At 65.2% G+C, this 22497-nt stretch carries 19 protein-coding genes; 3 read left to right on the top strand and 16 right to left on the bottom strand.

Going from position 1 to position 22497, the window contains the following annotated elements:
* The first annotated feature begins 14 nt into the window (after positions 1-14).
* Complete coding sequence (locus tag ACN6O8_RS25380; RefSeq protein ID WP_427993730.1) at positions 15-776, top strand: DeoR/GlpR family DNA-binding transcription regulator; 762 nt, start codon at positions 15-17, stop codon at positions 774-776.
* A gap of 7 nt (positions 777-783) precedes the next feature.
* Here ACN6O8_RS25380 and ACN6O8_RS25375 read toward each other — a convergent pair whose 3' ends face one another.
* The 4 genes from ACN6O8_RS25375 to ACN6O8_RS25360 all read right to left on the bottom strand — a co-directional run bounded on the left by ACN6O8_RS25375 (position 784) and on the right by ACN6O8_RS25360 (position 5344).
* Positions 784-1785 (bottom strand): Bug family tripartite tricarboxylate transporter substrate binding protein, encoded by a 1002-nt coding sequence (locus tag ACN6O8_RS25375; protein WP_427993729.1) that lies wholly within the window; start codon positions 1783-1785, stop codon positions 784-786.
* Positions 1786-1938: 153 nt separating this feature from the next.
* Complete coding sequence (locus ACN6O8_RS25370; RefSeq protein ID WP_427993728.1) at positions 1939-3537, bottom strand: rhodanese-like domain-containing protein; 1599 nt, start codon at positions 3535-3537, stop codon at positions 1939-1941.
* Positions 3537-4751 (bottom strand): cystathionine beta-lyase, encoded by a 1215-nt coding sequence (gene metC, locus ACN6O8_RS25365; protein WP_427993727.1) that lies wholly within the window; start codon positions 4749-4751, stop codon positions 3537-3539. Before metC ends, ACN6O8_RS25370 begins: the two co-directional genes overlap by 1 nt.
* A gap of 5 nt (positions 4752-4756) precedes the next feature.
* Entirely contained in the window at positions 4757-5344 is a 588-nt protein-coding gene (locus ACN6O8_RS25360; protein WP_427993726.1) for a hypothetical protein, read from the bottom strand.
* Between the two features lie 128 nt (positions 5345-5472).
* On the opposite strand from ACN6O8_RS25360, the gene ACN6O8_RS25355 reads away from it, so the two are divergent.
* Complete coding sequence (locus tag ACN6O8_RS25355) at positions 5473-6354, top strand: LysR substrate-binding domain-containing protein (RefSeq protein WP_427993725.1); 882 nt, start codon at positions 5473-5475, stop codon at positions 6352-6354.
* A 48-nt stretch (positions 6355-6402) separates the two neighbouring features.
* Here the strand turns inward: ACN6O8_RS25355 and ACN6O8_RS25350 are convergent, their stop codons facing one another.
* The 8 genes from ACN6O8_RS25350 to ACN6O8_RS25315 form a co-directional block, all read right to left on the bottom strand.
* Positions 6403-7407: an asparaginase gene (locus ACN6O8_RS25350; RefSeq protein WP_427993724.1), complete on the bottom strand. Its 1005-nt coding sequence runs from the start codon at positions 7405-7407 to the stop codon at positions 6403-6405.
* The gene (locus ACN6O8_RS25345) at positions 7400-8317 is read right to left on the bottom strand and encodes a ParB/RepB/Spo0J family partition protein (protein WP_427993723.1); all 918 of its coding nucleotides are present in this window, start codon (positions 8315-8317) and stop codon (positions 7400-7402) included. The genes ACN6O8_RS25350 and ACN6O8_RS25345 overlap by 8 nt, the downstream gene beginning before the upstream one ends.
* 43 nt (positions 8318-8360) lie before the next feature.
* Positions 8361-9176 (bottom strand): GNAT family N-acetyltransferase, encoded by an 816-nt coding sequence (locus ACN6O8_RS25340; protein ID WP_427993722.1) that lies wholly within the window; start codon positions 9174-9176, stop codon positions 8361-8363.
* 9 nt (positions 9177-9185) lie between these two features.
* Positions 9186-9986, bottom strand: coding sequence for a ParA family protein (locus ACN6O8_RS25335; RefSeq protein ID WP_427993721.1), 801 nt, complete (start codon positions 9984-9986; stop codon positions 9186-9188).
* Positions 9983-10672 (bottom strand): 16S rRNA (guanine(527)-N(7))-methyltransferase RsmG, encoded by a 690-nt coding sequence (gene rsmG / locus ACN6O8_RS25330; RefSeq protein WP_427993720.1) that lies wholly within the window; start codon positions 10670-10672, stop codon positions 9983-9985. Before rsmG ends, ACN6O8_RS25335 begins: the two co-directional genes overlap by 4 nt.
* The gene (gene mnmG / locus ACN6O8_RS25325; RefSeq protein WP_427993719.1) at positions 10669-12588 is read right to left on the bottom strand and encodes a tRNA uridine-5-carboxymethylaminomethyl(34) synthesis enzyme MnmG; all 1920 of its coding nucleotides are present in this window, start codon (positions 12586-12588) and stop codon (positions 10669-10671) included. The genes rsmG and mnmG overlap by 4 nt, the downstream gene beginning before the upstream one ends.
* A 2445-nt stretch (positions 12589-15033) precedes the next feature.
* The gene (locus tag ACN6O8_RS25320; RefSeq protein WP_006389561.1) at positions 15034-15240 is read right to left on the bottom strand and encodes a cold-shock protein; all 207 of its coding nucleotides are present in this window, start codon (positions 15238-15240) and stop codon (positions 15034-15036) included.
* A gap of 233 nt (positions 15241-15473) precedes the next feature.
* Positions 15474-16484, bottom strand: coding sequence for an AbrB family transcriptional regulator (locus ACN6O8_RS25315; RefSeq protein WP_427993718.1), 1011 nt, complete (start codon positions 16482-16484; stop codon positions 15474-15476).
* 138 nt (positions 16485-16622) lie between these two features.
* Here ACN6O8_RS25315 and ACN6O8_RS25310 point away from each other — a divergent pair, with 138 nt between their 5' ends.
* Positions 16623-17789: a pyridoxal phosphate-dependent aminotransferase gene (locus ACN6O8_RS25310; RefSeq protein ID WP_427993717.1), complete on the top strand. Its 1167-nt coding sequence runs from the start codon at positions 16623-16625 to the stop codon at positions 17787-17789.
* 169 nt (positions 17790-17958) lie between these two features.
* Here the strand turns inward: ACN6O8_RS25310 and ACN6O8_RS25305 are convergent, their stop codons facing one another.
* From ACN6O8_RS25305 to ACN6O8_RS25290, 4 genes are all read right to left on the bottom strand, one after another.
* Positions 17959-19485, bottom strand: coding sequence for a tripartite tricarboxylate transporter permease (locus tag ACN6O8_RS25305; protein WP_427993716.1), 1527 nt, complete (start codon positions 19483-19485; stop codon positions 17959-17961).
* Positions 19482-19919, bottom strand: a complete 438-nt coding sequence (locus ACN6O8_RS25300; protein WP_427993715.1) for a tripartite tricarboxylate transporter TctB family protein — start codon at positions 19917-19919, stop codon at positions 19482-19484. The genes ACN6O8_RS25305 and ACN6O8_RS25300 overlap by 4 nt, the downstream gene beginning before the upstream one ends.
* A gap of 25 nt (positions 19920-19944) precedes the next feature.
* On the bottom strand, positions 19945-20943 hold the full coding sequence (locus ACN6O8_RS25295) for a Bug family tripartite tricarboxylate transporter substrate binding protein (RefSeq protein ID WP_427993714.1): 999 nt from the start codon (positions 20941-20943) through the stop codon (positions 19945-19947).
* Positions 20944-21056: 113 nt separating this feature from the next.
* Positions 21057-22433, bottom strand: a complete 1377-nt coding sequence (locus ACN6O8_RS25290; protein ID WP_427993740.1) for a sensor histidine kinase — start codon at positions 22431-22433, stop codon at positions 21057-21059.
* Positions 22434-22497 lie beyond the last annotated feature (64 nt).

The following is a 22497-nucleotide window of genomic DNA, read 5'->3' as shown; positions in this document are numbered from 1 at the left end:
AGGAAGCATCCGATATGTGGCAAGAAGAGCGGTATCAGAGAATCCGCGCCCTGCTGTCTTCGCTGCAGCAGGTATCGACCGACCGTATCGTCGGCGAACTGGGGGTATCACGGGAGACCGTCCGGCGCGATCTGCTGGAGCTGGAGGCGATGGGCGAACTGCGCCGCGTGCATGGCGGCGCGGTGCCGGTGCACAGCGAGCCACCGATCGCCGAGCGCGTGCACACCCGCGTCAAGTACAAGCGCGCCATCGCGCGCGCCGCCTCCGGCCTGGTGAGCAGCGGCCAGACGCTGTTCCTGGACGCCGGCAGCACCACCAGCATGCTGGCCGACGAACTGGCCAAGCTGAGCGGGCTGACCCTCATCACCAATTCGTTCGATGTGGCGCTGAAGGTCGGCGCCGCCGGCAGCGGCGCGAACGAACTCATCATGTTGGGCGGCTCGGTCGGCGGCCCGGTCTGCGCCACCGCGGGCGACATCACCATCGCCGAGATCCACCGCTACCGCGCCGACGTGGCGTTGTTGTCGCCGGTGGGCGTGGACGCCGAATGCGGCGCCACCAGCTACGACCTGCGCGAGGCCGAAGTGGCGCGCGCGATGGCGGCCAACGCCAAGCAGCGCATCCTGCTGGCCGACTTCAGCAAGATCGGCCTGTGCAGCCGGGTGTCGTACTGCGAGGTGAACCGCATCGACTACCTCGTCACCAACACCAATGCGCAGAAGCAGCCGGCCTTCGCGGCCTTGAAGGCCGCGGTAGGCAAGATGCTGGTGGTGTAGCGCCGCCTCAATCGACCGAGACGCCGGCGACCTTCACCATGTCGGCCCAGTACGCAGTGTCCTGCCGCAGGCGCTTGCCGAATGCATCCGGCGCGCTGCCGACAGGCTGACTGCCACCGGCCTGGATCTTGGCGATCACGGTGGGCGACTTCATGGCCTGCGCCACCGCCTGCGCCAGGTAGGCGACGCGCTCGGGCGGCGTGCCGGCCGGGGCGAACAGGCCGTACCAATCGTCGGCGGTGATGCCGTCCATGCCGGATTGGCCGAGCGTGGGCGCGCCCTTGAAGATGCCGATGCCATTCTCGTGGCTGAGCGCCAGGATGCGCAGCTTGCCGGCGGCCACCATCGGTTCGGCCGAGGCCGGCGAGGTGATCAGCATGTCGACGGTGCCGCCCATGAGATCGGTAATGGCGGGCGCGGCGCCGCGATATGGCACGTGCACCAGCTTGACGTTGGCCTTCTGTGACAACAGCGCCCCCATCAGGTGGCTCATGGTGCCGTTGCCGGGCGTGGCGTAGGTGATGACGCCCGGTTGCTTGCGCGCGGCGTCCAGGTAGTCGCCCAGCGACTTATAGGCGCTTTCGCTGCGCGCCACCAACACCAGCGGCGCCGAGGTGATCTGCGAGATCGGCACGAAGTCCTTGAGCGGATCGAAGCCGACGTTCTTGTACAGGCGCGGGTTGACGGCCATCACGCTGGTCTGCGACATCACCAGCGTGTAGCCATCGGGCTTGGCGCGCGAGACCTGCGCGGTGCCGACGTTACCGCCGGCGCCGGAGCGGTTTTCCACCACCACGCTCTGGCCGGTGATGGCGCCGAGCTCCTGCGCGATCAGCCGCGCCACGCCATCGTTGCCGCCCCCGGGCGGGAACGGCGAGACCACGGTGATGGCCTGCTTGGGATAATCGGCCAGCGGCGCGGGCGTCTGGGCATGCGCGTTCAGGCCCCACGCCAGGCAGGCCAGGGCGGCGGCGGTCTTGCAGGCATGCTGCACGGTGCGATTGTTCATCGGTATTTCCCCTTGTGTTTGGCGGCCGGATGCTCGGCCGTCCATTGCATTGCGGTTCGCCATGAACCGTCCGCGCCCCGCCGGCGAAGCGCCGGGGCGTGCTGATCGGATGAAGCGTTTGTTGCCGTCGCCGAGGCGCCGGTGCGGCGTGGTCTATCTCGCCGGGAAGCGGTAGGCGGCGCGCTCGCGCGCGTCGATCTGCTTGACCAGGTTGGTCTCCCAGGCCAGGTACTGGCGCGCCGCGGCCTTGTTGCCGTCGTGGCGGTCGTGCACGAAAAACAGGTAATCGATGCAGTCGCGGTCGGCGGGCTCGGCGGGCGTGGACGCCAACGCGATGCCCGCGGCCGACCAACCCGCCGGTGTGCCCAGGTTGACCGCCACGTCCTGCACGCCCAGCGCGCGCAGATCCGCCGCGGCCCAGGCGGCCACCGCGCGCTCCTCGGCCAGCAGCACCAGCGGACGCGCCGGATCCAGCGCCAGGTCAGCAAAGCGCGGGCGGATCGCCCACCGCGCCCCCGCGATGTGTTGTGCGCGATAGCGCATGCTGGGGCGGATGTCGATCAGTTGCGCGCCGCGCGCCTGCGCCGCGGCCAGCGCCTTATCGTCCAGCACGGTCACGGGCGGCTCGGGCGTCGATGCGACGGGCGCAGGCAGGTCGGCGGCCACGCCTTGACGCAGCACGCTCGCGTCCCAGCCCATCTGGCGCAGCCAGCTGGCCACCACCGGCGCGCGCACGCCTTCGCCATCGAACACCACGATGCGGGCGCCGCGCACCGCCAGGTATTGGTCGGTGGCCTGAATCAGTTGGCCGCCGGGCGCGTGCTGCGCGCCCGGCAAAGAGCCCCGCGCGTATTCTTCGGCGCTGCGCACGTCGCACAAGAAGGTGGTGCGGGCCGTGTCGGCCAGCCAGGCTTGCACCTGCGCCGCGTCCACCATCGGCACCCCGTGGCGTTCGGCCAGGTTGGCCGAGCGCTGGATCAGCGCGGGCAGGTCCTGCGGCGCGATGGTGTCGTCATAGCGGCGGCTGGCGCCATGATCGAGCGGGAAGTCCGCCAGGTACCAGCCCTGGGTGCCATTCTCCAGCGCGTAGACCGGGTTGGGCACGCCCAGGTTGATCAGGGTCTGCGCGCCGATGATGCTGCGGGTACGGCCGGCGCAATTGACCACGATGGTGGTGTCCGGATTGCGCGCCAGGGTGTGGGCGCGCAGCGCCAGTTCGCCGTTGGGGCAGCAGATGCCGCCAGGGATGCTCATCTTCTGGTATTCGGCGAATGGGCGGCCATCGAGCACGATCAGGTCGTCGCCGCGGCGCTGGCGCTCGGCCAGCTCGACCGCGCCGATACGCGGTGTGTGGAACACCTCTTCGGCCAGTTCGCCGAAGGTCTTGCTGGGCACGTTGACGCCGGCGAACGCGGCATAACCATCCTGGCGCCATTGCGCGATGCCGCCGGCCAGGCGATGGACGCGGGTATAGCCCAAGGCCCGCAGGGCCGAGGCGGCACGCGTGGCGACGTTATCGGCGCCGCCCTCGTCGTAAACCACCACCCGCACATCGCGGCGCGGCGCCAGCCGCGCGATATCGGCCTCCAGGCGGCTGAAGGGCACCGGCGCCGCGTAGAACAGGTGCGACTCGCCGTATTGGCCATGCTCGCGCACATCCAGCAAGGCGATCTCGCCGCCGTCGTGCAGCCAGTCCTTGAGCGTATGCGGGTCGATATCGGCCGGGGTCGGAGAGGAAAGGGAATGCATCATCAAATCCGCAGGGAATCGGGAGTAGGGGAATGCGGCGCGCGGGCGCCGGCGGGCAGTGTGGCGAAGGCCTGTTCGAGGTCGGCGATCAGGTCGTCCGGATCCTCCAGACCGATATGCAGGCGCAGCATTGCGCCGTGCGGCCGGCTGGCGGGCAGCGAACGCGCATTGGCCAGTTGCACCGGCACCACCAGGCTTTCGAAGCCGCCCCAGGACGCGCCGATGCCGAACAGCCGCAGGCCGTCGATGGCGCGTTCCATGTCGGCATCGCTGATGCCAGCCGCGAATTCGAGCGTCAGCAGGCCATTGGTGCCGGCGCATTCGCGCCGCCAGACCGCATGCGCGGCGTCGCCCGGCAAGGCCGGGCACAGCACGCGCGCCACCTCTGCCCTGCCCTGCAGCCACTCGGCCACGCGCAGGGCGCCGCGCGCGTGCTGCGCCAGGCGCAGTGGCAGCGAACGCATACCGCGCAACACCAGGTAGGCATCGTCGGCACCGACCGTCTGGCCGAAATCGATGCTGGCCCGTTCCAGCGCGCGCCAGGCGCGCGCATTGGTCACGACCGCGCCCATCATCACGTCGGCGTGTCCGCCCAGGTATTTGGTGGCGGCCAGGATCGAGATGTCGGCGCCCAGCGCCAGCGGCTGGCACAGCAAGCCCGAGGCCCAAGTGTTATCCACAGCCATCCAGCAGTCGTGCTGGCGCGCAAGCTCGGCCAATTGCCGCAAACCGGGCATTTCATACGTCAGCGAACCCGGCGACTCGGCATAGATCATGCGGGTATTGGGCCGCAGCAACTGCGCCACGCCGGTGCCATCCGGGGGATAGAAGGAGACCTCGATGCCCAGCCGCGCCAGGTGACCGGCGCAGAATCGACGCACCGGCTCGTAGACCGCGTCGGTCACCAGCACGTGGTCGCCGCTGCGCAGATAGGCCAGCAGCACCACGGCGATGGCGGCCTGCCCGGTGGGATACAACTGGGCGCGATGGCCCTGCTCCAGCTCGACCAGTGCGTCTTCCAACGCGTGGGTGCTGTCGGTGCCGCGCGCGCCATAAGAGGGCAGGCGTTCCTGTTCGCGGCGGGCACGCGTGTCGCGCCAGGAGGCGACGCTGTCGAACACATAGGTGCTGGCGCGCGTAACCGGGGTGTTGACCCAGCCGGCGTGGGGACGCCCGGCGCGCAGCAGGCGCGTGGCGGGCCGCAAGGGCTTGTTCATGGCGATCAGCGGCGCGTCTGCACGCCGATCGGCATGACTTTGCAGGTGCCGGCGGCCAGGTCGAAGGCCAGCCGCTCGGTCAGCGTTTCGAGCGCGCGGCCATACATGTGCAGGTGACGGATGACGCTGTCGCCCTGGATCTCGACCGCATGGATGTCCTCGGGCATCAGCGCGATGCCGGCGCCCGGTCCCACCACCACGGTGCCGGTCTGCTTCAAGTGCCCCACCCCCGCCACCGAACCGTCGTCGGTGCGATCGTAGACGTAGTTGTATTCGACCCCCTCGACGGCGGCGATACAGGCCCAGGTGGTGTGGTTGTGCGGCACGATCTGCTTGCCGGGACGCATCACGTTCAGGTAAAGCGCGTAGCTCTTGTCCGCGTCTTCGCTGATCAGGTAGCGCGCCTGGCGCTCTCCGTCTTCGGGGGCCGGATAACGGTCCTGGCCCCACCAGTCGGTATGACCGGCCAGGCCGATCAACTCGTCCAGGACAAGCTTCAGGCTGTCACGGCTCAGCCCCTTATTTCCTAAAGTATTTTTAATATTTCCAACGGCGCTGTCGATACCGTGCTGCTGTGGATGCGTGGTGCTCACAATGAATTTCCCTCTTGTTTCATGCGTTATTGCAGTCACTGTATCGCCGCATGCGAGCGCCAACAATTTAAATTGCCTTAATATTCCATAAGCATCCCTAATACTTTTCAACCCTGTTTCCCCCCGCCATGCGCAATCTCGACCTGGATCTGCTGCGTACCCTGACGGCGATCGCGCGCTACGAAACCTTCTCCGAGGCCGCCAACCGGCTGCACAAGACACAGTCGGCCGTGACGCAGCAGATGCAGCGGCTGGAGGCGACCCTGGGCCTGCCCTTGTTTGAAAAGCAGGGCCGCAACAAGACCTTGTCCACGCATGGCAGGCGGTTGGTGGAATACGCGCGCCACATGCTGGCCATCAACGACGAAGCGCTGCGCGCGCTGCAGGACGGGCCGCTGGAAGGCGACCTGCGGCTGGGCGCGCCGCTGGATGTGGCGGACACCATCCTGCCGACGCTGCTGACCCATATCGCGCGCTCGGCGCCGCGCGTGAAACTGGAGATCCGCACCGACCGCAGCCCCTTCCTGATGGACGCGCTGCGCGCCGGCGAGCTGGATCTGACGATATCGACGCGCTTCGACCAGGATTTCGAAGGCGTGGCCCTGCGCACCTCGCCGACAGTGTGGCTGGCATCGGCCGACTATGTGCACGATATGAATGCGCCGGTGCCGCTGGTGCTGGCCGATGAGCCCAGCATCTTCCGCCGCCTGGCGTTGACGGCCCTGGAACAGGCCCAGGTACGCTGGCACACCAACTACGTGGCGCCCAATCTGGTCGGCATCAAGGCCGCGCTGCGGGCGGGCCTGGGCGTGACGGCGCGCAGCGTGGAATTGCTGGCGCCGGAAATGCGGGTACTGGGGGAAAAGGAAGGCCTGCCGCCCTTGCCGGACGTGACGTACTTCCTGTGGATAAGGCGTGACCTCATCAATCCGCTGACGCGGCAGGTCTACGACATGCTGCGAACCAACCTGGGACTGGCGCCTGGCGCGCAAGCGCCGTCCAATCCCTAAGGCCGGCGCGGGCATTCAAGGGTTGCCCCCCGAATGCCGCGCGGCATCTCAGTAGCGGTCGAAGCAGCGCTGCAACGCCGCGGCCTCGCGGGTGACACACAGCGCCAGCATCAAGAGAATGCGCGCCTTCTGCGGATTCAGGTCGCCGGCAGCGATAAAACCGAGCGCCGCGTCGTCCAGTTCGACATCCCGCGCCACGAAGCCGCTGCCGGTGCGGCTGGAACGCACAACCGCGATGCCGTCGGCCGCTGCCCGGGTCAGGCCGTCGATGGCCAGGTCGGTGGCATTGCCATCGCCCACGCCCGCCAGCACGATGCCAGCGGCCTGACGCGCGATGAAATCGATGACGTCGGCCTGCAGATCCGCATGCGCGTAAACGATGTCCACGCGCGGCCAGCCGGCCTTTTCCAACAATGCGAGTGAAAACTCGCTTTGCGTGGTATGCGTGGTGGTGTTGCGCGAATAAAAGCACGGCATGCCGCCATGCATGACACCAGCGCGCCCGCGATTGGGCGAAGCGAAGGCGTTGATGCCGGCGCTGGCGGTCTTCTGGATTTCGCGGGCGTAATGCACGTCTTCGTTCATAACGACCAGCGGCCCACGGCCGCGCGCGTCGGGATGGCGTGCCAACGCCACCGCGTTGTACAGATTGGCGGGCCCCTCGGCCCCCAGCGCGGTGGCCGGGCGCATCGCGCCCACCAGCACCAGCGGCTTGTCGTGGCGGATCACCAGGCTGAGGAAGTAAGCGGTTTCCTCAAGCGTGTCGGTGCCGTGCGTGATGACGATGCCGGCAACGGATGCGTCCGCGCACAAGGCCTCGACCCGCTGCGCCAGCGCGCGCCACACGTCGTGCGTCATGTTCTGGCTGCCGACGTTGGCCACCTGTTCGGCGCGGATCTCGGCCAGGCCCGCCAACTGCGGCACCGCGGCCAGCAGGTCGCCCACCGAAAACGACCCGGCCTTGTAGCCGGCGGAGGTGGCGTCGGTCTGCGCGCCGGCGATGGTGCCGCCGGTGGCCAGCACCGCGATGATGGGCAGTGCCTGCTCAGGCATCGACCACTCCGGACAGCCCCTGGCGCTCTAGCAGCGAATTCAGGTGTTCCCAGCCATGGAAGTCGATGACGATCTGGCCTTTTTCCTTGGCGCCGACTTTCAGCGCCACGCGCGTGCCAAGGTGATCGGACAGCGCTTCTTCCAGGCGCGTCAGGTCGCGCGAGACGCCGTTGGCTTTCTTCTTGGGCGAAGCCGCGCTCTCGGCTTCCTTGGCGGTCTTGGCGACCAGCTTTTCCGCTTCCCGCACCGACAGGCGGCGCGCGATGATCTGGTTGGCCAGCTGGATCTGCGTGGCGGCATCCACCGCCAGCAACGCGCGCGCATGGCCCATGTCGACATCGCCGGCCAGCAGCATGGTCTGCACCGCCGAAGCCAGGTTCAGCAGGCGCAGCAGATTGCTGGTGGCCGAGCGCGACCGGCCGATGGCCTGCGCGGCCTGTTCGTGGGTCAGGCCGAACTCGTCGAGCAGGCGGCGCACGCCGTGCGCCTCTTCGAGCGGGTTCAGGTCTTCGCGCTGGATGTTCTCGATCAGCGCCATGACCGCCGCGTTCTCGTCGGCGACGTCGCGCACCAGCACCGGCACTTCCTTCAGGCCGGCCAGCTGCGCGGCGCGGAAACGGCGTTCGCCGGCGATGATCTCGTAATGGCCGGGCGCGTCGCCCAGCGCACGCACCAGAATGGGTTGCATGATGCCTTGAGTGCGAATCGACTCGGCCAGCTCGCCCAACGCGCCCTCGTCCATGCGGGTGCGCGGCTGGTACTTGCCAGCGCGCATCTTCGACACCGGCAAGGTGGACGGCAGACCCTCGGGCTTGGCCGGAGCCTTGCCAATATTGTCGATGGCGGGCGCGTCGGCGCCCAGCAAGGCGTCAAGTCCGCGACCCAATCCCTTGGGTTTCTTGGTGGCCATAGTTAAATCCTCTTTCCTTCTGTTTTTGGTATCCCGAGCAGGCTCAGGCGGCCGCCTGCTCGGCGGGCAGGCGGTACCAATACGCGTAACAGTCTTTGAAACCGTAGCGGCCATACAAAGCGCGCGCGGCGGTGTTTTGCGGTTCGACCTGCAGGTAGGCCGTGGTGGCGCCGTCTTCGACGCACCACGCCAGCAGATGGTCGACCAGCCTCGCGGCGTAGCCCTTGCGCCGCCGGGCGGGGTCCGTCACCACATCGAACAGGCCCGCCAGATCACCGTCGCGCACGGCCATGCCGCCGGCCACGCACGCGCCGGCGGCGTCGAATGCCAGCACCGGCAGGATATCCACAGCCAGGCCTTCCAGGCGCGCCTGGTGCTCGGCGATGTGCTCGGGCCGGGAGTCGCGCATGCGTCCGATCGCCGTCGCAAAGCGCGCCGGGTCCACCGTCCTGAAAAGCAGATCGCCCCGGGCGGCCAGCCTGGGAGCGAGCGGCATGCTCATGACCCGGGTCTCTTCGGTAAGGAGGTAGCCCCGGGCAGCCAGTTCGGCATCCAGGGCGAAATCGGGGCCGATGGAGGTCAGGCGCAGCACCATGGGCAAGCCATGGCGCGCGTACAACGTTGAACAATACGCCAGCCGCTCATCGAGCGGACGTGTGGATAACCCCAGCACATTGATGCTACGTACCCGTTTGGCGGCCGACGGCGCGAAACGCACCAGCCAGCCGTCGTAAAGCACCTGCGCGCGCACTGCCGTGGCGTTGAGCGCGGCCTCTTCCAGGCGCACGCGCAGCGCGTCCCGCACCTCGGCGGGCGGGGTGCGGGCGGAATCCGGGCAGAGGCGCAGGACGGCGGACATGCGGGCGGCTTATTTGTTGAGTTCGCGCACGCGCTCGATCATTTCGGCGCCGAACGAGATATAGGCCTGGGCGCCGCGCGAGGCGCGGTCGTAGACCACGCCGGGCATGCCGTAGCTGGGCGCTTCGGCCAGGCGCACGTTGCGCGGCACGACAGTCTTGAAGACCTTGTCGCCGAAGTGCGATTCGAGCTGCGCCGACACCTGCTGCTGCAGCGTCATGCGCGGATCGAACATCACGCGCAGCAGACCGATGACACGCAGGTCGTCGTTGATATTGCGGTGCACGCGCTTGATGGTGTTGACCAGGTCGGACAGCCCTTCGAGCGCGAAGTACTCGCATTGCATCGGAATGATGACGCCGTGCGCGGCAGCCAGGCCGTTCAGCGTCAGCAACGACAGCGTGGGCGGGCAATCGATCAGCACGAAGTCATACTGCGTGGCGACGGTGTCGATGGCGGCCTTGAGCTGGCGCTCGCGCTCGTCCATCTGCACCAGGTCGATCTCGGCGCCGGACAATTCGCGGTTGGCGGGCAATACGTCGTAGCCGCCCGATTCGGAACGCACGCGGGCCTGCTCGATGGTGGCTTCGCCGATCAGCACCTGGTACAGGTTCGACTCGAGCGAATTCTTGTCGATGCCGCTGCCCATGGTCGCGTTGCCCTGCGGATCCAGGTCCACCAGCAGCACGCGTTGCTTGTGCGTGGCCAGCCCGGCCGCCAGGTTGATGGCGGTGGTCGTCTTGCCGACACCGCCCTTCTGGTTGGCGATGCAGAAAACGCGGGCGGTCGAGCTGGGGGGTAAGTTCTTCATAGGGTTCCTTGACTGCGGCGCATCCAGATCAGGCAGCGTTCCGCTTGCAGCTCCGGCACCTGGAGCGGCTGTATGTGGTCGACCTGCCATTCCCCACGCGCGTGCAGCGCCTGGATCTCATCATCCGGAACCTTGCCCTTCATGGCGACGAGGGTACCATCGTTGCCCACATGTCTGCCTGCGAGCATCGCAAAATCCTCCAAGGAGGCGAAGGCGCGCGACGTCACAATGTTGCAACCGGCCGGTTCCAGCGTCTCGATGCGCGCGTGGCGCGCCTGCAGGTTGGGCAGCGCCAGCGCGCCGCTCATCTGCCGCACGAATGCGGTTTTCTTTTCAACGGCGTCGATGCACGTCACCGACCACTCGGGCCGCATGACGGCCAGGACGACGCCCGGCAGGCCGCCGCCGGAGCCGACGTCGTAGAGCTTCGCCGGCGTGCCCGGCGCGCCCAGCGCTGCGCTGAACGGGCCCACGGCGGCAAGGCTGTCGAACAGATGCTGCACCAGCATCTGTTGCGGATCGCGGATGGCGGTCAGGTTGTAGGTGCGGTTCCAGCGCTGCATCTGCGCCAGGTAGTCGAGCAGCTTGGCAGCCGCGGCGGCATCGGCGCGCAGTCCAAGCTGCTCGAAAGCATGGGAGAGGCGGCCGGCCATGTCCGCGCCGGCCGGGGTAGGCTGGGCGCTCATGCGGCTTGCTTGCGCGAGCCGTAATGCAGGCGCTTCAGGTGGATGAGCAACAGCGAGATCGCCGCCGGCGTCACGCCGGAGATGCGACCGGCCTGACCGATGGTTTCGGGGCGATGCGTCTTGAGCTTCTGCCGCACTTCGAACGACAGGCTGGTGACGGCATCGTAGTCGACGTCCGCGGGAATCGGCTGCTGTTCGTGTGCAATCTGCTTCTGGACTTCGTCCTGCTGGCGGGCAATGTAGCCGGCGTACTTCACCTGGATCTCGACCTGTTCGGCCAGCACCTCGTCGCCAGCCACGCCCGGGCCCGCCAGCAGCGTGCCGTCGGTGTTGCGGGCGGCCATCAAGGCTTCGTAGGAGACGTTGGGCCGCTTCAACAGGTCTGCAAGTGAGTACTCACGCTCAATAGCCTTGCCCAGCAGCGGTTCAGCAACTTCCTGCGGCAGCACGCGTGGATTGACCCAAGAGGACTTCAGGCGTTCGACCTCGGCGGCGACGGCGTCGCGCTTGCGGTGGAATGCGTCCCAACGGGCGTCGTCGACGATGCCGAGCCGGCGACCGATTTCGGTCAAGCGCAGGTCGGCGTTGTCTTCGCGCAGGCTCAGGCGGTATTCGGCGCGCGAGGTGAACATGCGGTACGGTTCGGTCACGCCGCGCGTAACCAGGTCGTCCACCAGCACGCCCAAGTACGCTTCATCGCGCCGCGGCGTCCATTGCTCGCGGTCCAGCGCCGACAGGGCGGCGTTGACCCCGGCGAGCAAACCTTGGGCGGCGGCTTCTTCATAGCCGGTGGTACCGTTGATCTGGCCGGCGAAGTACAGGCCAGCGATGGCCTTGGTTTCGAGCGTGCTCTTCAATCCACGTGGATCGAAGTAGTCGTATTCGATGGCGTAGCCGGGGCGCAGGATATGCGCGTTCTCCAGACCGGGCAAGGAATGGATCAGTGCCAACTGCACGTCGAACGGCAGGCTGGTGGAAACGCCGTTGGGATAGACCTCGTGCGTATCCAGTCCTTCGGGTTCCAGGAAGACCTGGTGCGATTCCTTGTCGGCAAAGCGGTGGATCTTGTCTTCAATCGACGGGCAGTAACGCGGGCCAACACCCTCGATGACGCCACTGTACATGGGCGAACGATCGAGGCCGCCACGAATGATGTCATGGGTGCGTGCGTTGGTGTGCGTGATCCAGCACGGCAACTGCCGCGGGTGCATGGCCACGTTGCCCATGTACGAGAACACGGGAATCGGATCCAGGTCGCCCGGCTGCTCTTCCAGGATGCTGTAGTTGATGCTGCGACCGTCGATGCGGGGCGGCGTGCCGGTCTTCAGACGGCCCTGCGGCAGCTTCAATTCTTTCAAGCGCTGGCCCAGGGAGATCGCGGGCGGATCGCCGGCGCGGCCACCCGAATAGTTCTGCAGCCCCACGTGGATCAGGCCGTTCAGGAACGTACCGGCCGTCAGCACCACCGTCTTTGCCCGGAATTTCAGTCCCACCTGGGTTACGGCGCCGACCACGCGGTCGCCCTCGACCATCAGGTCTTCCACCGCTTGCTGGAACAGCCACAGGTTCGGCTGGTTCTCCAGCCGGCCGCGGATGGCCTTGCGGTACAGCACGCGATCAGCCTGAGCGCGGGTCGCGCGCACGGCCGGCCCCTTCGAACCGTTCAGGATACGGAATTGAATCCCTGCTTCGTCCGTCGCCAGTGCCATGGCACCGCCAAGTGCATCGACTTCTTTGACAAGGTGGCCCTTGCCGATCCCACCAATCGAGGGATTACAAGACATTTGGCCTAGGGTCTCGATGTTATGGGTCAGCAACAGCGTCTGGGCACCGGTGCGCGCTGCCGCCAGCGCCGCTTCGGTACCGGCGTGACCGCCACCGACGACGATGACATCGAATTCGCGGGGATAATCCATGATGGGGAGATAAGAGAGCGTTCGGTGCTCATTATAGAGGCAGGGGGGGCAATGTTTCACGTGAAACATGGCGCGATGGCATAACGGGCCATCAATGTGGCGTGGCTAGTGCAAATTGGCAACGAGACCACCTCCAGACACTGTTTGAATATGCCGGCACCTGCCGCTGTTCCTCCGTTGTTCCACGTGAAACATGGGCCATCCTTGGGGCCATGCTGTCCAATACCGTTCATCATCCGGAGGAAAGAAATCAGACAAGCGCCCGGCGATGCCCAGGCCGCAGCACAAAGACGATGTTTCACGTGAAACACCCTACCCTTGAACGCCGGCCGTGAGGGCGACAGAAGCGTGACCCCCGCTTGTTCAAGCATCCGTTCAGCCTCGTGGAAAGGGTGAGTGTTTCACGTGGAACATTCTGGGCAAGGATCGACGAGCTTGACGCAGCCGCAATACCCAACGCCTCCCTTTTCCAACCAAGTCCCGAACAGAATTCGCGCAATCTAGCCTGTGTACGGAAGGTGTCCGCCCGCCGCCAGGTCTTTCGTTCGCCCCCCCTCGCGCGCGGCATGCAACAACCCCACAAACTCCGGTGAAACGGACGCGACGCACGATGTGGCTCAGCGTTGATGAACAGATGTGCCGCGCGCCTTTTGCTAACTTATGTCCGCACTCGCGTTGATGTTCCACGTGAAACATTGAAACCACGCGGACAAGCACTCTAGAACACGGAGCTACCCGGAGAACAAGGCGACTCATTGCTCCTGGCACCATCGAAAATTCGATCCTTAGGTGCAGCGTATTTCTGTTGAAGATGTTCCACGTGAAACCACTCCGTCGCAAAAAAAAAGCGATTTCCGGCCCTATACCCTACCCTGCCCTCGAAATGTGGAAATTTTTTTTTGAGCTCCACGTGAAACAGGGAACCGGGCAGCGACGTGTAAAGGATGACCAGCTAGCCGGCGCCTAGCCAACTGGCTCAATCGAACTTCGTGAATATCACCGGTCATTCCCTTGAAACATTGCCGCTCTAAACAAAACTTGTCGCACTTCGGAGGCGTCGATACCTCAACGGCGGAACAGCCTGCCAAAATGCATGGACAACGCCACGCACCGTCATAAGTGACAAATTCCGCACCGGCACTTCGAACACAGACGCCATGCCAATCACGGACTCCAATGCGTGGTTGGAAACGCATGCATCGGCCAGACTCAACGGATCGAAGACATTCATCCACCAGCCATTCGCCCGCGACTTATCAACATCGACGTCCACACCCCAAAAGGGGAGGTTTCACGTGGAACAACTCTGGGGATAACTCGACGACTCGCCAGTCCGAACCCACCAAAAGATGGAGAACCGGCGAACAACCTATCTCGGCACCAAATACCCAGAATCGGGAAAACCCACAAAACCGCAATCCTGTACGGCGAAAACCGTCCTGGCACTTGATAGGCCTCGCACTTTCCACCAACGCCCCGCCCAGATCCGCGGCCCAGGGCCGCAACGCATGGCAGTGGAAAAAAGTGTGGATAAGCGTGGACTATGACGACGATAAAGATCGCCGCGGGTTTCACAAACCTCGGCTATCGATATGCGAGGCCTGTGCCGACCATGCCGATGCCGGCATACTCCCGCGGGAACTTCGACAGCGGCCATCAGTCCAAACGCGCCCGAATCAGGTCCGCTGTCTTATCCACATGCTTGTTCACGCATCGGGTCGGGGTGGGCGCCGCAGTGGACAAGTCGAGCGCAAGACGCCGGCTCAAACAGCCATCTTGCTCCTCGCTCCCGCGTTGCGCCATCATCCGTTCGGTTGAGCCATACGCACGGACGATACGGCGAAAATAACAGGCTGTGGAAAAGTCGCTGCCCCGATCAAAGCCATCGCCGCAAGACTATCCCCATTTCTATCCACAGGCTGAGCACCCGCCTTTCGGCTATCCCGGGTGTCATTCTGTGCATAACCGGGATGGGGATATCTTTGTGAACAACCCTGCCAGAAAAGGCCCTTGTATTCGCCTTGTCGCGATCAGTCGAGCCCTCCGCAAGCCCCCTGAAGCCGGCAAGCGGCTCTCAAAAAAACGCGTAAACGCCTGGTTTTGCAGGGGAAAAGCACTGTTTCGCGGGAAACAGCCTGGAGAACACGGCCGCGCACAACAACACGTAATGTCTTCAGGACAACCCGCCCGATTCGCCACAAAAATGTGCAAAACCGCCCGGCGGAAATCGCTGTTGCTTCATTACTGCGCAGCAAATGGCATATGCTCGAAAATAATTATCCACAAACTTATCCAAGGGTGAAGCACATGTTAGTGAACACTAACACTCATTAGTGCAGGCAGATCCAAAGGCGCCGCGCAAATGAAACAACGCCCCAGACCGTGAGGTTCTGGGGCGTTGTAGCCAGGCCTGGCCTGGCGCACGGGAAATTGGGATTTCCCGATTTAGAGCGGGCGAATTTCGGCCGCTTGAGGTCCTTTCGGACCATCCTTGACTTCGAATTCGACTTCCTGGCCTTCGTTCAGGCTGCGATAGCCGCGGCCCTGGATGGCGGAAAAGTGTGCGAAAACATCGGTACCGCCGGCGTCCGGCGTGATGAAACCGTAACCCTTGTCAGCGTTGAACCACTTAACTTTGCCCTTCTGAGCCATTTTCCTAGCGTCCTGTAATTAACGAAATGCAATGAATCAAGGACGCCGTGAGAACTGAACGACCGGTAGCGATACCTGCGTTGCTGCTGCGTTCCGGCATGCCGCAAAAACGGCAGAACAAGCCCGCGCGCTGCTTGAATCAACTGCGGAAACCAGCATACTCACCCCACATTACAGCGTCATATAGTTGTTTTCCCCAATGTCGTATTTTTCTGACTGGAAACCCAATACCGCTACGCGGAATTTGCCTGCCGCCGCGCCAACCACGCATACATCGGGCCGGTGACAAGCACGACAAACACCATGCGCGTAACGTGGAACGCGGTGACCACGGGCACGCCCAATTGCAGCACCTTGGCCGTGATCGCCATCTCGGCAATGCCGCCTGGCGTGGTACCCAGAATCAGCGTGGGTATCGGCGCCGCCGACCATAACGACAACAACGCGCCCAAGCCAAACGCCAATGCCAACGCCACCACCGTGAAAGCCGCCACAACGGCGATGAAACGCGGCGCCGCGCGAAAGAAATCCGGCCGGTACCGATCGCCCAATGACCAGCCAATCAGCAACTGGCCCACCTTCGGCACGTAGTCCGGCAACGCCGACAACTCGATGCCGCAAGCGGTCAGCGTCATCGCCACCAGCATCGGGCCCAATACCCAGGGATTGGGCCAGCGCAACTTCATGAACAACAGGCCACCGGCACAGGTCAGCGCGACCAGTTCGGCCAGGCCCGCCGCATGCACTGTCCGTGGCCCCGGCACGGTCGGATCCAGACCCGCCACTCCCCACCACTGAAAGATGAACGGCACGGTCACCACCACCAGCAGCACCCGCACGCTGTGCGCCGTGGCCACGCGGTCGATGCGCGCGCCGTGGCGCTCGGCCAGGCTTGCCATTTCACTGGCGCCACCGATTGCCGAAGCGAACCACGCGGTCTTGAAATCGGCATCGGTGTAGCGTCGCAGCAGCGCCGTACCGATGAACGCCAGCCCCAACGCGAACACCATGCCCACGGCGATGGGGCCGGCATTGGCGCCGATATGCCCGATTACCTGCGGCGTGAAATACAGCCCCAGCGAGGTGCCGATGACCCACTGGCCGGCATTGCGCGCGGGCCGCGGGCAGACCGTGCCACCGCCGGCAATGCGCACCGCCGCCGTCAGCAGCAGCGCGCCCAGCATCCATGGCAGCGGCAGATGCGCCCACACGGCCAGCAAAGCGCCGGCCAAGGCGATCGCCAAGCCGCCAGCGATCCTCCACAACACGTTCTGAACCACGATATCGCCTACGCCATAAGCTCATGAGAATCCTGAATTATGAGTTAGTGGGATACTTACGAAAACTCTCGCGCACACCCAGCGTTCCTTTTCGCGTCCATCATGATCCGATCCAAACTTCCCGACGTCGGCACCACCATATTCACCGTCATGAGCCGCCTGGCCATCGAGCACAAGGCCATCAACCTGGGCCAGGGCTTTCCGGACTTCGATCCCGATCCCGCGCTGTGCGCGCTGGTCACCAAGGCCATGGCCGACGGCCATAACCAGTACCCCTACATGCCTGGCGTGGCGCCGCTGCGCGAGGCCATCGCCGCCAAGACACAAGCGCTGTACGGCCGTGCCTACGATCCCGAAACCGAGATCACCGTCACCAGCGGCGCCACCGAAGCGCTGATGGCCACGGTGCTGGCCGCCGTCAACAGCGGCGATGAAGTGGTCGTCATCGAGCCTTGCTATGACTCCTACCTGCCCGCCATCCGCCTGGCCGGCGGCACGGCCGTGCCGGTGCCGTTGCTCGCCCCCACCACGGACGATCCCTACTACCGCATCGACTGGCAGCGCGTGCGCGACGCCATCACGTCCAAGACCCGCCTGCTGATGCTGAACTTCCCACACAATCCCACCGGGGCGGTGCTGGACGACAGCGACCTGGACGCGCTCGAAGCCATCGTGCGCGATACCGGCGTGCTGCTGGTGTCGGACGAGGTCTACGAACACATCGTGTTCGATGGCAAGCCGCATGCCAGCATTGCGCGTCGTCCGCTGCTGGCCGAGCACGCGTTCGTGATCTCGTCGTTCGGCAAGACCTACCACACCACCGGCTGGAAGATCGGCTACTGCTGCGCGCCGCGCCAGCTCAGCGCCGAACTGCGCAAGGTGCACCAGTTCATGGTGTTCACGGTACCCTCGCCGATGCAGTTCGCGCTGGCCGAGTTCATGCGCGATCCCAAGCCCTATCTGAACCTGCCGGCCTTCTACCAGGCCAAGCGCGACCGCTTGTCGCAAGGCCTGGCCAAGACGCGTTTCAAGCCACTGCCCAGCCCCGGCACGTTCTTCCTGCTGGCCGACTACAGCGATATCTCCAAGCAGAGCGAAGCGGATTTCGCGCGCGACTTAACGGTGCGTCATGGCGTGACGGTGATTCCCGTTTCCGCCTTCTATCAGCGCCCCGACGCCGCCGAATCCAACCACCGCATCGTGCGCTTCTGCTTTGCCAAGAAAGACGCCACGCTGGACGCCGCGCTGGAACGGTTGGCGCAAGTCTGACGCCGAGCAACACGCGAACCGAAAGCGTCCCGATGGGGCGCCTTTCTTTTTGCTGCATCCGCGTTTCGACCCGCGAAAAAAAGGAGCGCCGTGGCGCTCCTGGGCAATCGCCGGCATCGCGCTCGCGGCAGCCCCTCGCCCCCAAAGGGCGGGGCTGCGCGCGAGCGCATCACGCCGGTCCGGCGGCAACCTTCCTGCCCTTGCGCATGCGGCGCAGAGCCTGCGGCACCACTACCACCGCGATAGCGGCGGTCCACAACGTGATGGCGACCGGACTGGCGAACAGCACCGACACATTGCCATCGGTCATCGACAGGGCGCGGCGCAGGTTCTGTTCCATCATGTCGCCCAGCACCACGCCCAGCACCAGCGGCGCCATCGGCACGCCGAACTTGCGCAGAAAGTAGCCGAGCGTGCCGATGCCGGCCACCAGCAGCAGATCGAAGGTACCGGCGTTGATCGCGTATACGCCGATGTAGCTGATGCACAGAATGCCCGGCACCATCATCCAGCCCGGCACCGACAGCACTTTCGAGAACAGGCGCACCATCGGCACGTTCATGATGAACAGCAATACATTGGCCACGAACAGCGACGCGATCAGACCCCACACCAGCTCCGGCTTGGAATCGAACAGCACCGGCCCCGGCGTGATGTTGTAGAGCGTCAGCGCCCCCATCATCACCGCGGTGGTGCCCGAGCCCGGCACGCCCAGCGTCAGCATCGGTACGAACGAACCGATGGCCGAGGAAGTGGCGGCCGCTTCGGGGGCCACCAGCCCGCGCATGTCGCCCTTGCCGAACTTGGCATCGGGATCCTTGGCTTCGACGATGCGCTTTTCCTGCGAATACGCCACGGCCGCGGCCACGCTGGCGCCCGCGCCCGGCAACACGCCGACGCCGAAACCGACGAAGGCACTGCGCACCACGCTCCACCAGGTAAAGGCCAGCTCTTTCAGATTGAAAATCTTGCGGCCGCTGGGCTTGACTTCGACACTGTAGCCGGCCATCACTTTTTCGAGCATTTCCAGCATCTCGCTGACGGCGAACAGGGCGATCACCACCACCACGAAATCGACGCCATCGGCCAGGTGCACCGAGTCGAAGGTATAGCGGTATACGCCCGAGTTCGCGTCCACCCCGATGACCGAGATCGACAGGCCGATCATCGCCGCCAGCACGCCCTTGATGGGCTGCTTGCCGAGCAGACTGGTGAGGCAGCAGAAGGCGAAGATCATCAGCACGAAGTATTCGGCGGGACCGAAGGCCAGCGCCCATTTGGCCAGCAGCGGCGCCAGCAGGATGATGCCCACCACCGACACGATGGCGCCGAAAAATGCCGACCACGCCGACAGCGACAGGGCCACGTTGGCCATGCCCTGGCGCGCCAGCGGATAGCCGTCCAGGGTGGTCATGATGGCGCTGGCCTCGCCCGGCACGTTCAGCAGAATCGATGTGATGCGGCCGCCGTATTCGGCGCCGACGTACACCGCCGCCAGCAGGATCAGCGCGGTCTCGGGCGGCAGGTTCATGGCGAACGCGATCGGGATCAGCATCGCCACGCCGTTGATCGGCCCCAGCCCGGGCAGCACGCCGACCATGGTGCCGAAGAATGAACCGATCGCGGCCACCAGGATATTGGTCCACGACAGCGCCACGCCAAAGCCGATCGACAGATGATCGAGGATTCCGCTCATATCAGGTTCTCCAGCAGTCCGCCGGGCAAGACCACATCCAGCACCTTGTCGAACAGCACGTAGAAGAAAGCGCTCATGACGACGCCGCCAATCGCGCACTTGATCCAGCCGCCACCGAACAGGCGGCCGACGAACACCGTCATCAACGCGGTGGCAACAATGAAGCCCAGCCACTGGAACAGAAATGCATACGCGGTGGCGAACACCACCATCAGCGCAATGCGGCCATTGGCGCCGGCCGGATTGGGCTCGACCGCGTTGCCGCCCTTGTAGGCCAGGCGCAGACCGCACAGGCCGATGATCAGCGCCAGCAGCAGCGGGAAGGCGCGCGGGCCCACCGGCTCGTAGGCGAACGGCGCTTCGATGCCCCACCCCGCCCAGGTCATGAAAGCCGCCAGCGCAAGCGCCGCGATGCCCAGGATTCGATCGTTCATGATCAGCATTCCGTTGGTAGAAGGCTTATTTCTTGATCAAGCCGAAGGAGTCGGCCAGTTCGGCGTATTGCTTGACCTGCTGCTTCACGTAGGCATCGAGATCGGCGCCGGTCTTGTTGAAGGGGAACAGTCCCTGCTGTTCGCGCAGCTTGGCGAACTCCGGCGCGGCGGCGACGCGGTTGAAGGCGTCGACCCAGAACTGGTAATCGGCATCCGACACCTTGGGGCCGACGTAGAAGCCGCGGATGATGGGCCAGACGATGTCGTAGCCCTGCTCTTTGGCGGTCGGCACCATGCCCAGCTTGCCCGGCAGGCGCTGATCGTTGAACACTGCCAGCACGCGGATGGGGGCGCCGCCTTCAAGCATGGTGAAGGCTTCGGCGGCATCGCCCATGTAGGCCTGGATGTGGCCACCGCGCAGCGCCGTCACGGCCTCGCCGCCGCCTTCGAAGGCCACGAAGCGCATTTTCTTGAAATCGACGCCGGCCGCCTTGGCCGTGAGCGCGGCCTTCATCCAATCCTGGCTGCCGACGGTGCCGCCAGCGCCCAGCACGATCTTGGTCGGATCCTGCTTGAAGGCTTCCATCAGGCCCTTCAGGTCGGTGTACGGCGAATCGTTGCGCACCACGGCCACGCCGTAGTCGGTGCCGATGGCCGCCAGCCAGCGCACGTCGTTGACGTTGTACTTGCCGAACTTGCCTTGCGCCAGGTTCAGCAGCGACCCGCCCGAGAACGCCACGATGGTGCCGGGTTCGTTGGGATGCTGGGCGACGATGTTGTTGTAGGCCACGGCGCCGATGCCGCCGGGCATGTAGACGATGCGCATGGCGCTCTTGAGCGCCCCGCTCTGCTTCAGGCCCTCGGTGGCCAGGCGGCAGGTCAGGTCGAAGCCGCCGCCGGGCTGGGCCGGCGCGATACATTCGGGGCGGCGCGGTTCGTCGGCGGCGTGGGCCGCGCCCAGGGACAGGGTGATCGCGCCGAGCGCCGCGACGGCGGCCAGGCGCAGCGTGAGGCTGGTCTGCATTCTTGCGTCTCCGAATTTATAGGTCTAGGCATGGCTGGCGCTCGAGGCGGCCTGCCGCCCGGTCGTGCATCCAGCGGATGCAACCGTACAAAATCGAAGCTTTCCAATACCTTTCAAAAACCGCGATTTTCCTGGTGCGGCGCAACATCGGCCGGTGTTTCCAGGGAAAACACCAGCGTGGCGCGCAAGCCGGGCACGGGCGCCCGGTTTTCCAGCACGAGGCGCGCCCCCAGCAAACCGGCGATGGTTTCGACAATGGCCAGCCCCAGCCCGGCGCCGGGCTTGTTCTTGCCGGCCGCGCCCCGGCGAAACCGGGTACCGGCGCGGGCGATGTCCTCGACCGACATGCCGGGTCCGCTGTCTTCCACCGCCAGGCGGGCCTGGCCGGCTTGCCGGCGCACCACCACGGTGACCACGCCGCCGGGAGCGGTGTAGCGGACGGCATTGTCGACCAGGTTGCTGACCGCCTCGCGCAGCAGCCACTCCACGCCGGGCACCCTCACGGGGTCGTCCCCGGCATCCAGGCCGATGTCGATCTGGCGGGCGCGCGCGGTCGGCAGCAGGGCGCGGATGACCCCGTGCGCCACCGCCGCCAGGTCGAGCGGTTCGGCCGTCAGCCCACCTTCGGCCAGCGAAGCGTCTTTAGCGCGCGCCAGCGCCAGCATTTGGTTGGTGGTGCGTACCGCCCTGTCCAACCCCTCCTGCATCGCCAGAAGGGCTGTACGAACCTCCTGGGGGCATGTTTCGCGCAAGGCGTAGGCGGTCTGGGTCCGCAAAACCGATAACGGTGTGCGCAATTGGTGCGAGGCGTCGTCCAGGAACTGGCTCTGAACCCTCGCCTGGGCCACGTAGCGGGCCATGTGGAGGTTTACGGCGGCAACCAGGGGTAGGACCTCACCCGGCATCTCGGACGCGCTGACGGGGCTTAAATCGTCCGCGGAGCGCCTTTCCACTTCCTGCCGCAGGCGCTCCAGGGGGCGCAGGGCCATGAACACCCCCAGGACGATCACCAGGACGCTGATCAGGATCACCGCCAGGTCGCGCTCGACCGAGCGCACCAGCACCTGGTGCAGGAAGGCCTGGCGGCTTTCCAGACCCTCGGCCACCTGGACAATGACCCGTCCCCCTTTATTCGCGTACAGCGGCGGATCCATGGGCCGGGCCAGGGCGGCCACGCGCACGGGCGCGCCCTGGTAGGTGGCGTAAAAAAACCGCGGTTCGCCGGACACCAGCGGTTGGGTCGGCATGGGCAGGCCGGGATGGCCGATTTCGGCCAGCCCGTCCTCGGTGGCCACGCGGTAGAACACGCTGCCATTGGCCGTGAGCTCGAAGAATTCCAGCATCAGGTACGGCTGCTCCATGGCTAATCCACCGCTGGCTGTGGATATGTTGTGGTCGATCGCGCGCAGCGCGCCGGCGAGCGAACGGTCGTAGGCAATATCGACCTGGTTGCGCAACTGGTGGTTGGACAGCCACAGGGCGCCCATCATCACCAGCACCAGGGTCGGAATCAGCCACCAGAGCAACTGTGTTTTCAGGGTGCGGTTGCGGTTT

This window comes from Achromobacter sp. (assembly GCF_050285565.1).
In the GTDB taxonomy this organism is placed as follows: Bacteria; Pseudomonadota; Gammaproteobacteria; order Burkholderiales; family Burkholderiaceae_B; genus Achromobacter.
This window is presented reverse-complemented; position numbering and strand designations above follow the sequence as displayed.

Excerpts from the sequence above, each read along its gene's own strand:
- ACN6O8_RS25380 (WP_427993730.1), top strand. The coding sequence starts at position 15 with ATGTGGCAAGAAGAGCGGTATCAGAGAATCCGCGCCCTGCTGTCTTCG.
- ACN6O8_RS25375 (WP_427993729.1), bottom strand. The coding sequence starts at position 1,785 with ATGAACAATCGCACCGTGCAGCATGCCTGCAAGACCGCCGCCGCCCTG.
- ACN6O8_RS25370 (WP_427993728.1), bottom strand. The coding sequence starts at position 3,537 with ATGATGCATTCCCTTTCCTCTCCGACCCCGGCCGATATCGACCCGCAT.
- metC (WP_427993727.1), bottom strand. The coding sequence starts at position 4,751 with ATGAACAAGCCCTTGCGGCCCGCCACGCGCCTGCTGCGCGCCGGGCGT.
- ACN6O8_RS25355 (WP_427993725.1), top strand. The coding sequence starts at position 5,473 with ATGCGCAATCTCGACCTGGATCTGCTGCGTACCCTGACGGCGATCGCG.
- ACN6O8_RS25350 (WP_427993724.1), bottom strand. The coding sequence starts at position 7,407 with ATGCCTGAGCAGGCACTGCCCATCATCGCGGTGCTGGCCACCGGCGGC.
- ACN6O8_RS25345 (WP_427993723.1), bottom strand. The coding sequence starts at position 8,317 with ATGGCCACCAAGAAACCCAAGGGATTGGGTCGCGGACTTGACGCCTTG.
- ACN6O8_RS25340 (WP_427993722.1), bottom strand. The coding sequence starts at position 9,176 with ATGTCCGCCGTCCTGCGCCTCTGCCCGGATTCCGCCCGCACCCCGCCC.
- ACN6O8_RS25335 (WP_427993721.1), bottom strand. The coding sequence starts at position 9,986 with ATGAAGAACTTACCCCCCAGCTCGACCGCCCGCGTTTTCTGCATCGCC.
- rsmG (WP_427993720.1), bottom strand. The coding sequence starts at position 10,672 with ATGAGCGCCCAGCCTACCCCGGCCGGCGCGGACATGGCCGGCCGCCTC.
- mnmG (WP_427993719.1), bottom strand. The coding sequence starts at position 12,588 with ATGGATTATCCCCGCGAATTCGATGTCATCGTCGTCGGTGGCGGTCAC.
- ACN6O8_RS25320 (WP_006389561.1), bottom strand. The coding sequence starts at position 15,240 with ATGGCTCAGAAGGGCAAAGTTAAGTGGTTCAACGCTGACAAGGGTTAC.
- ACN6O8_RS25310 (WP_427993717.1), top strand. The coding sequence starts at position 16,623 with ATGATCCGATCCAAACTTCCCGACGTCGGCACCACCATATTCACCGTC.
- ACN6O8_RS25305 (WP_427993716.1), bottom strand. The coding sequence starts at position 19,485 with ATGAGCGGAATCCTCGATCATCTGTCGATCGGCTTTGGCGTGGCGCTG.
- ACN6O8_RS25300 (WP_427993715.1), bottom strand. The coding sequence starts at position 19,919 with ATGAACGATCGAATCCTGGGCATCGCGGCGCTTGCGCTGGCGGCTTTC.
- ACN6O8_RS25295 (WP_427993714.1), bottom strand. The coding sequence starts at position 20,943 with ATGCAGACCAGCCTCACGCTGCGCCTGGCCGCCGTCGCGGCGCTCGGC.
- ACN6O8_RS25290 (WP_427993740.1), bottom strand. The coding sequence starts at position 22,433 with ATGATGGGCGCCCTGTGGCTGTCCAACCACCAGTTGCGCAACCAGGTC.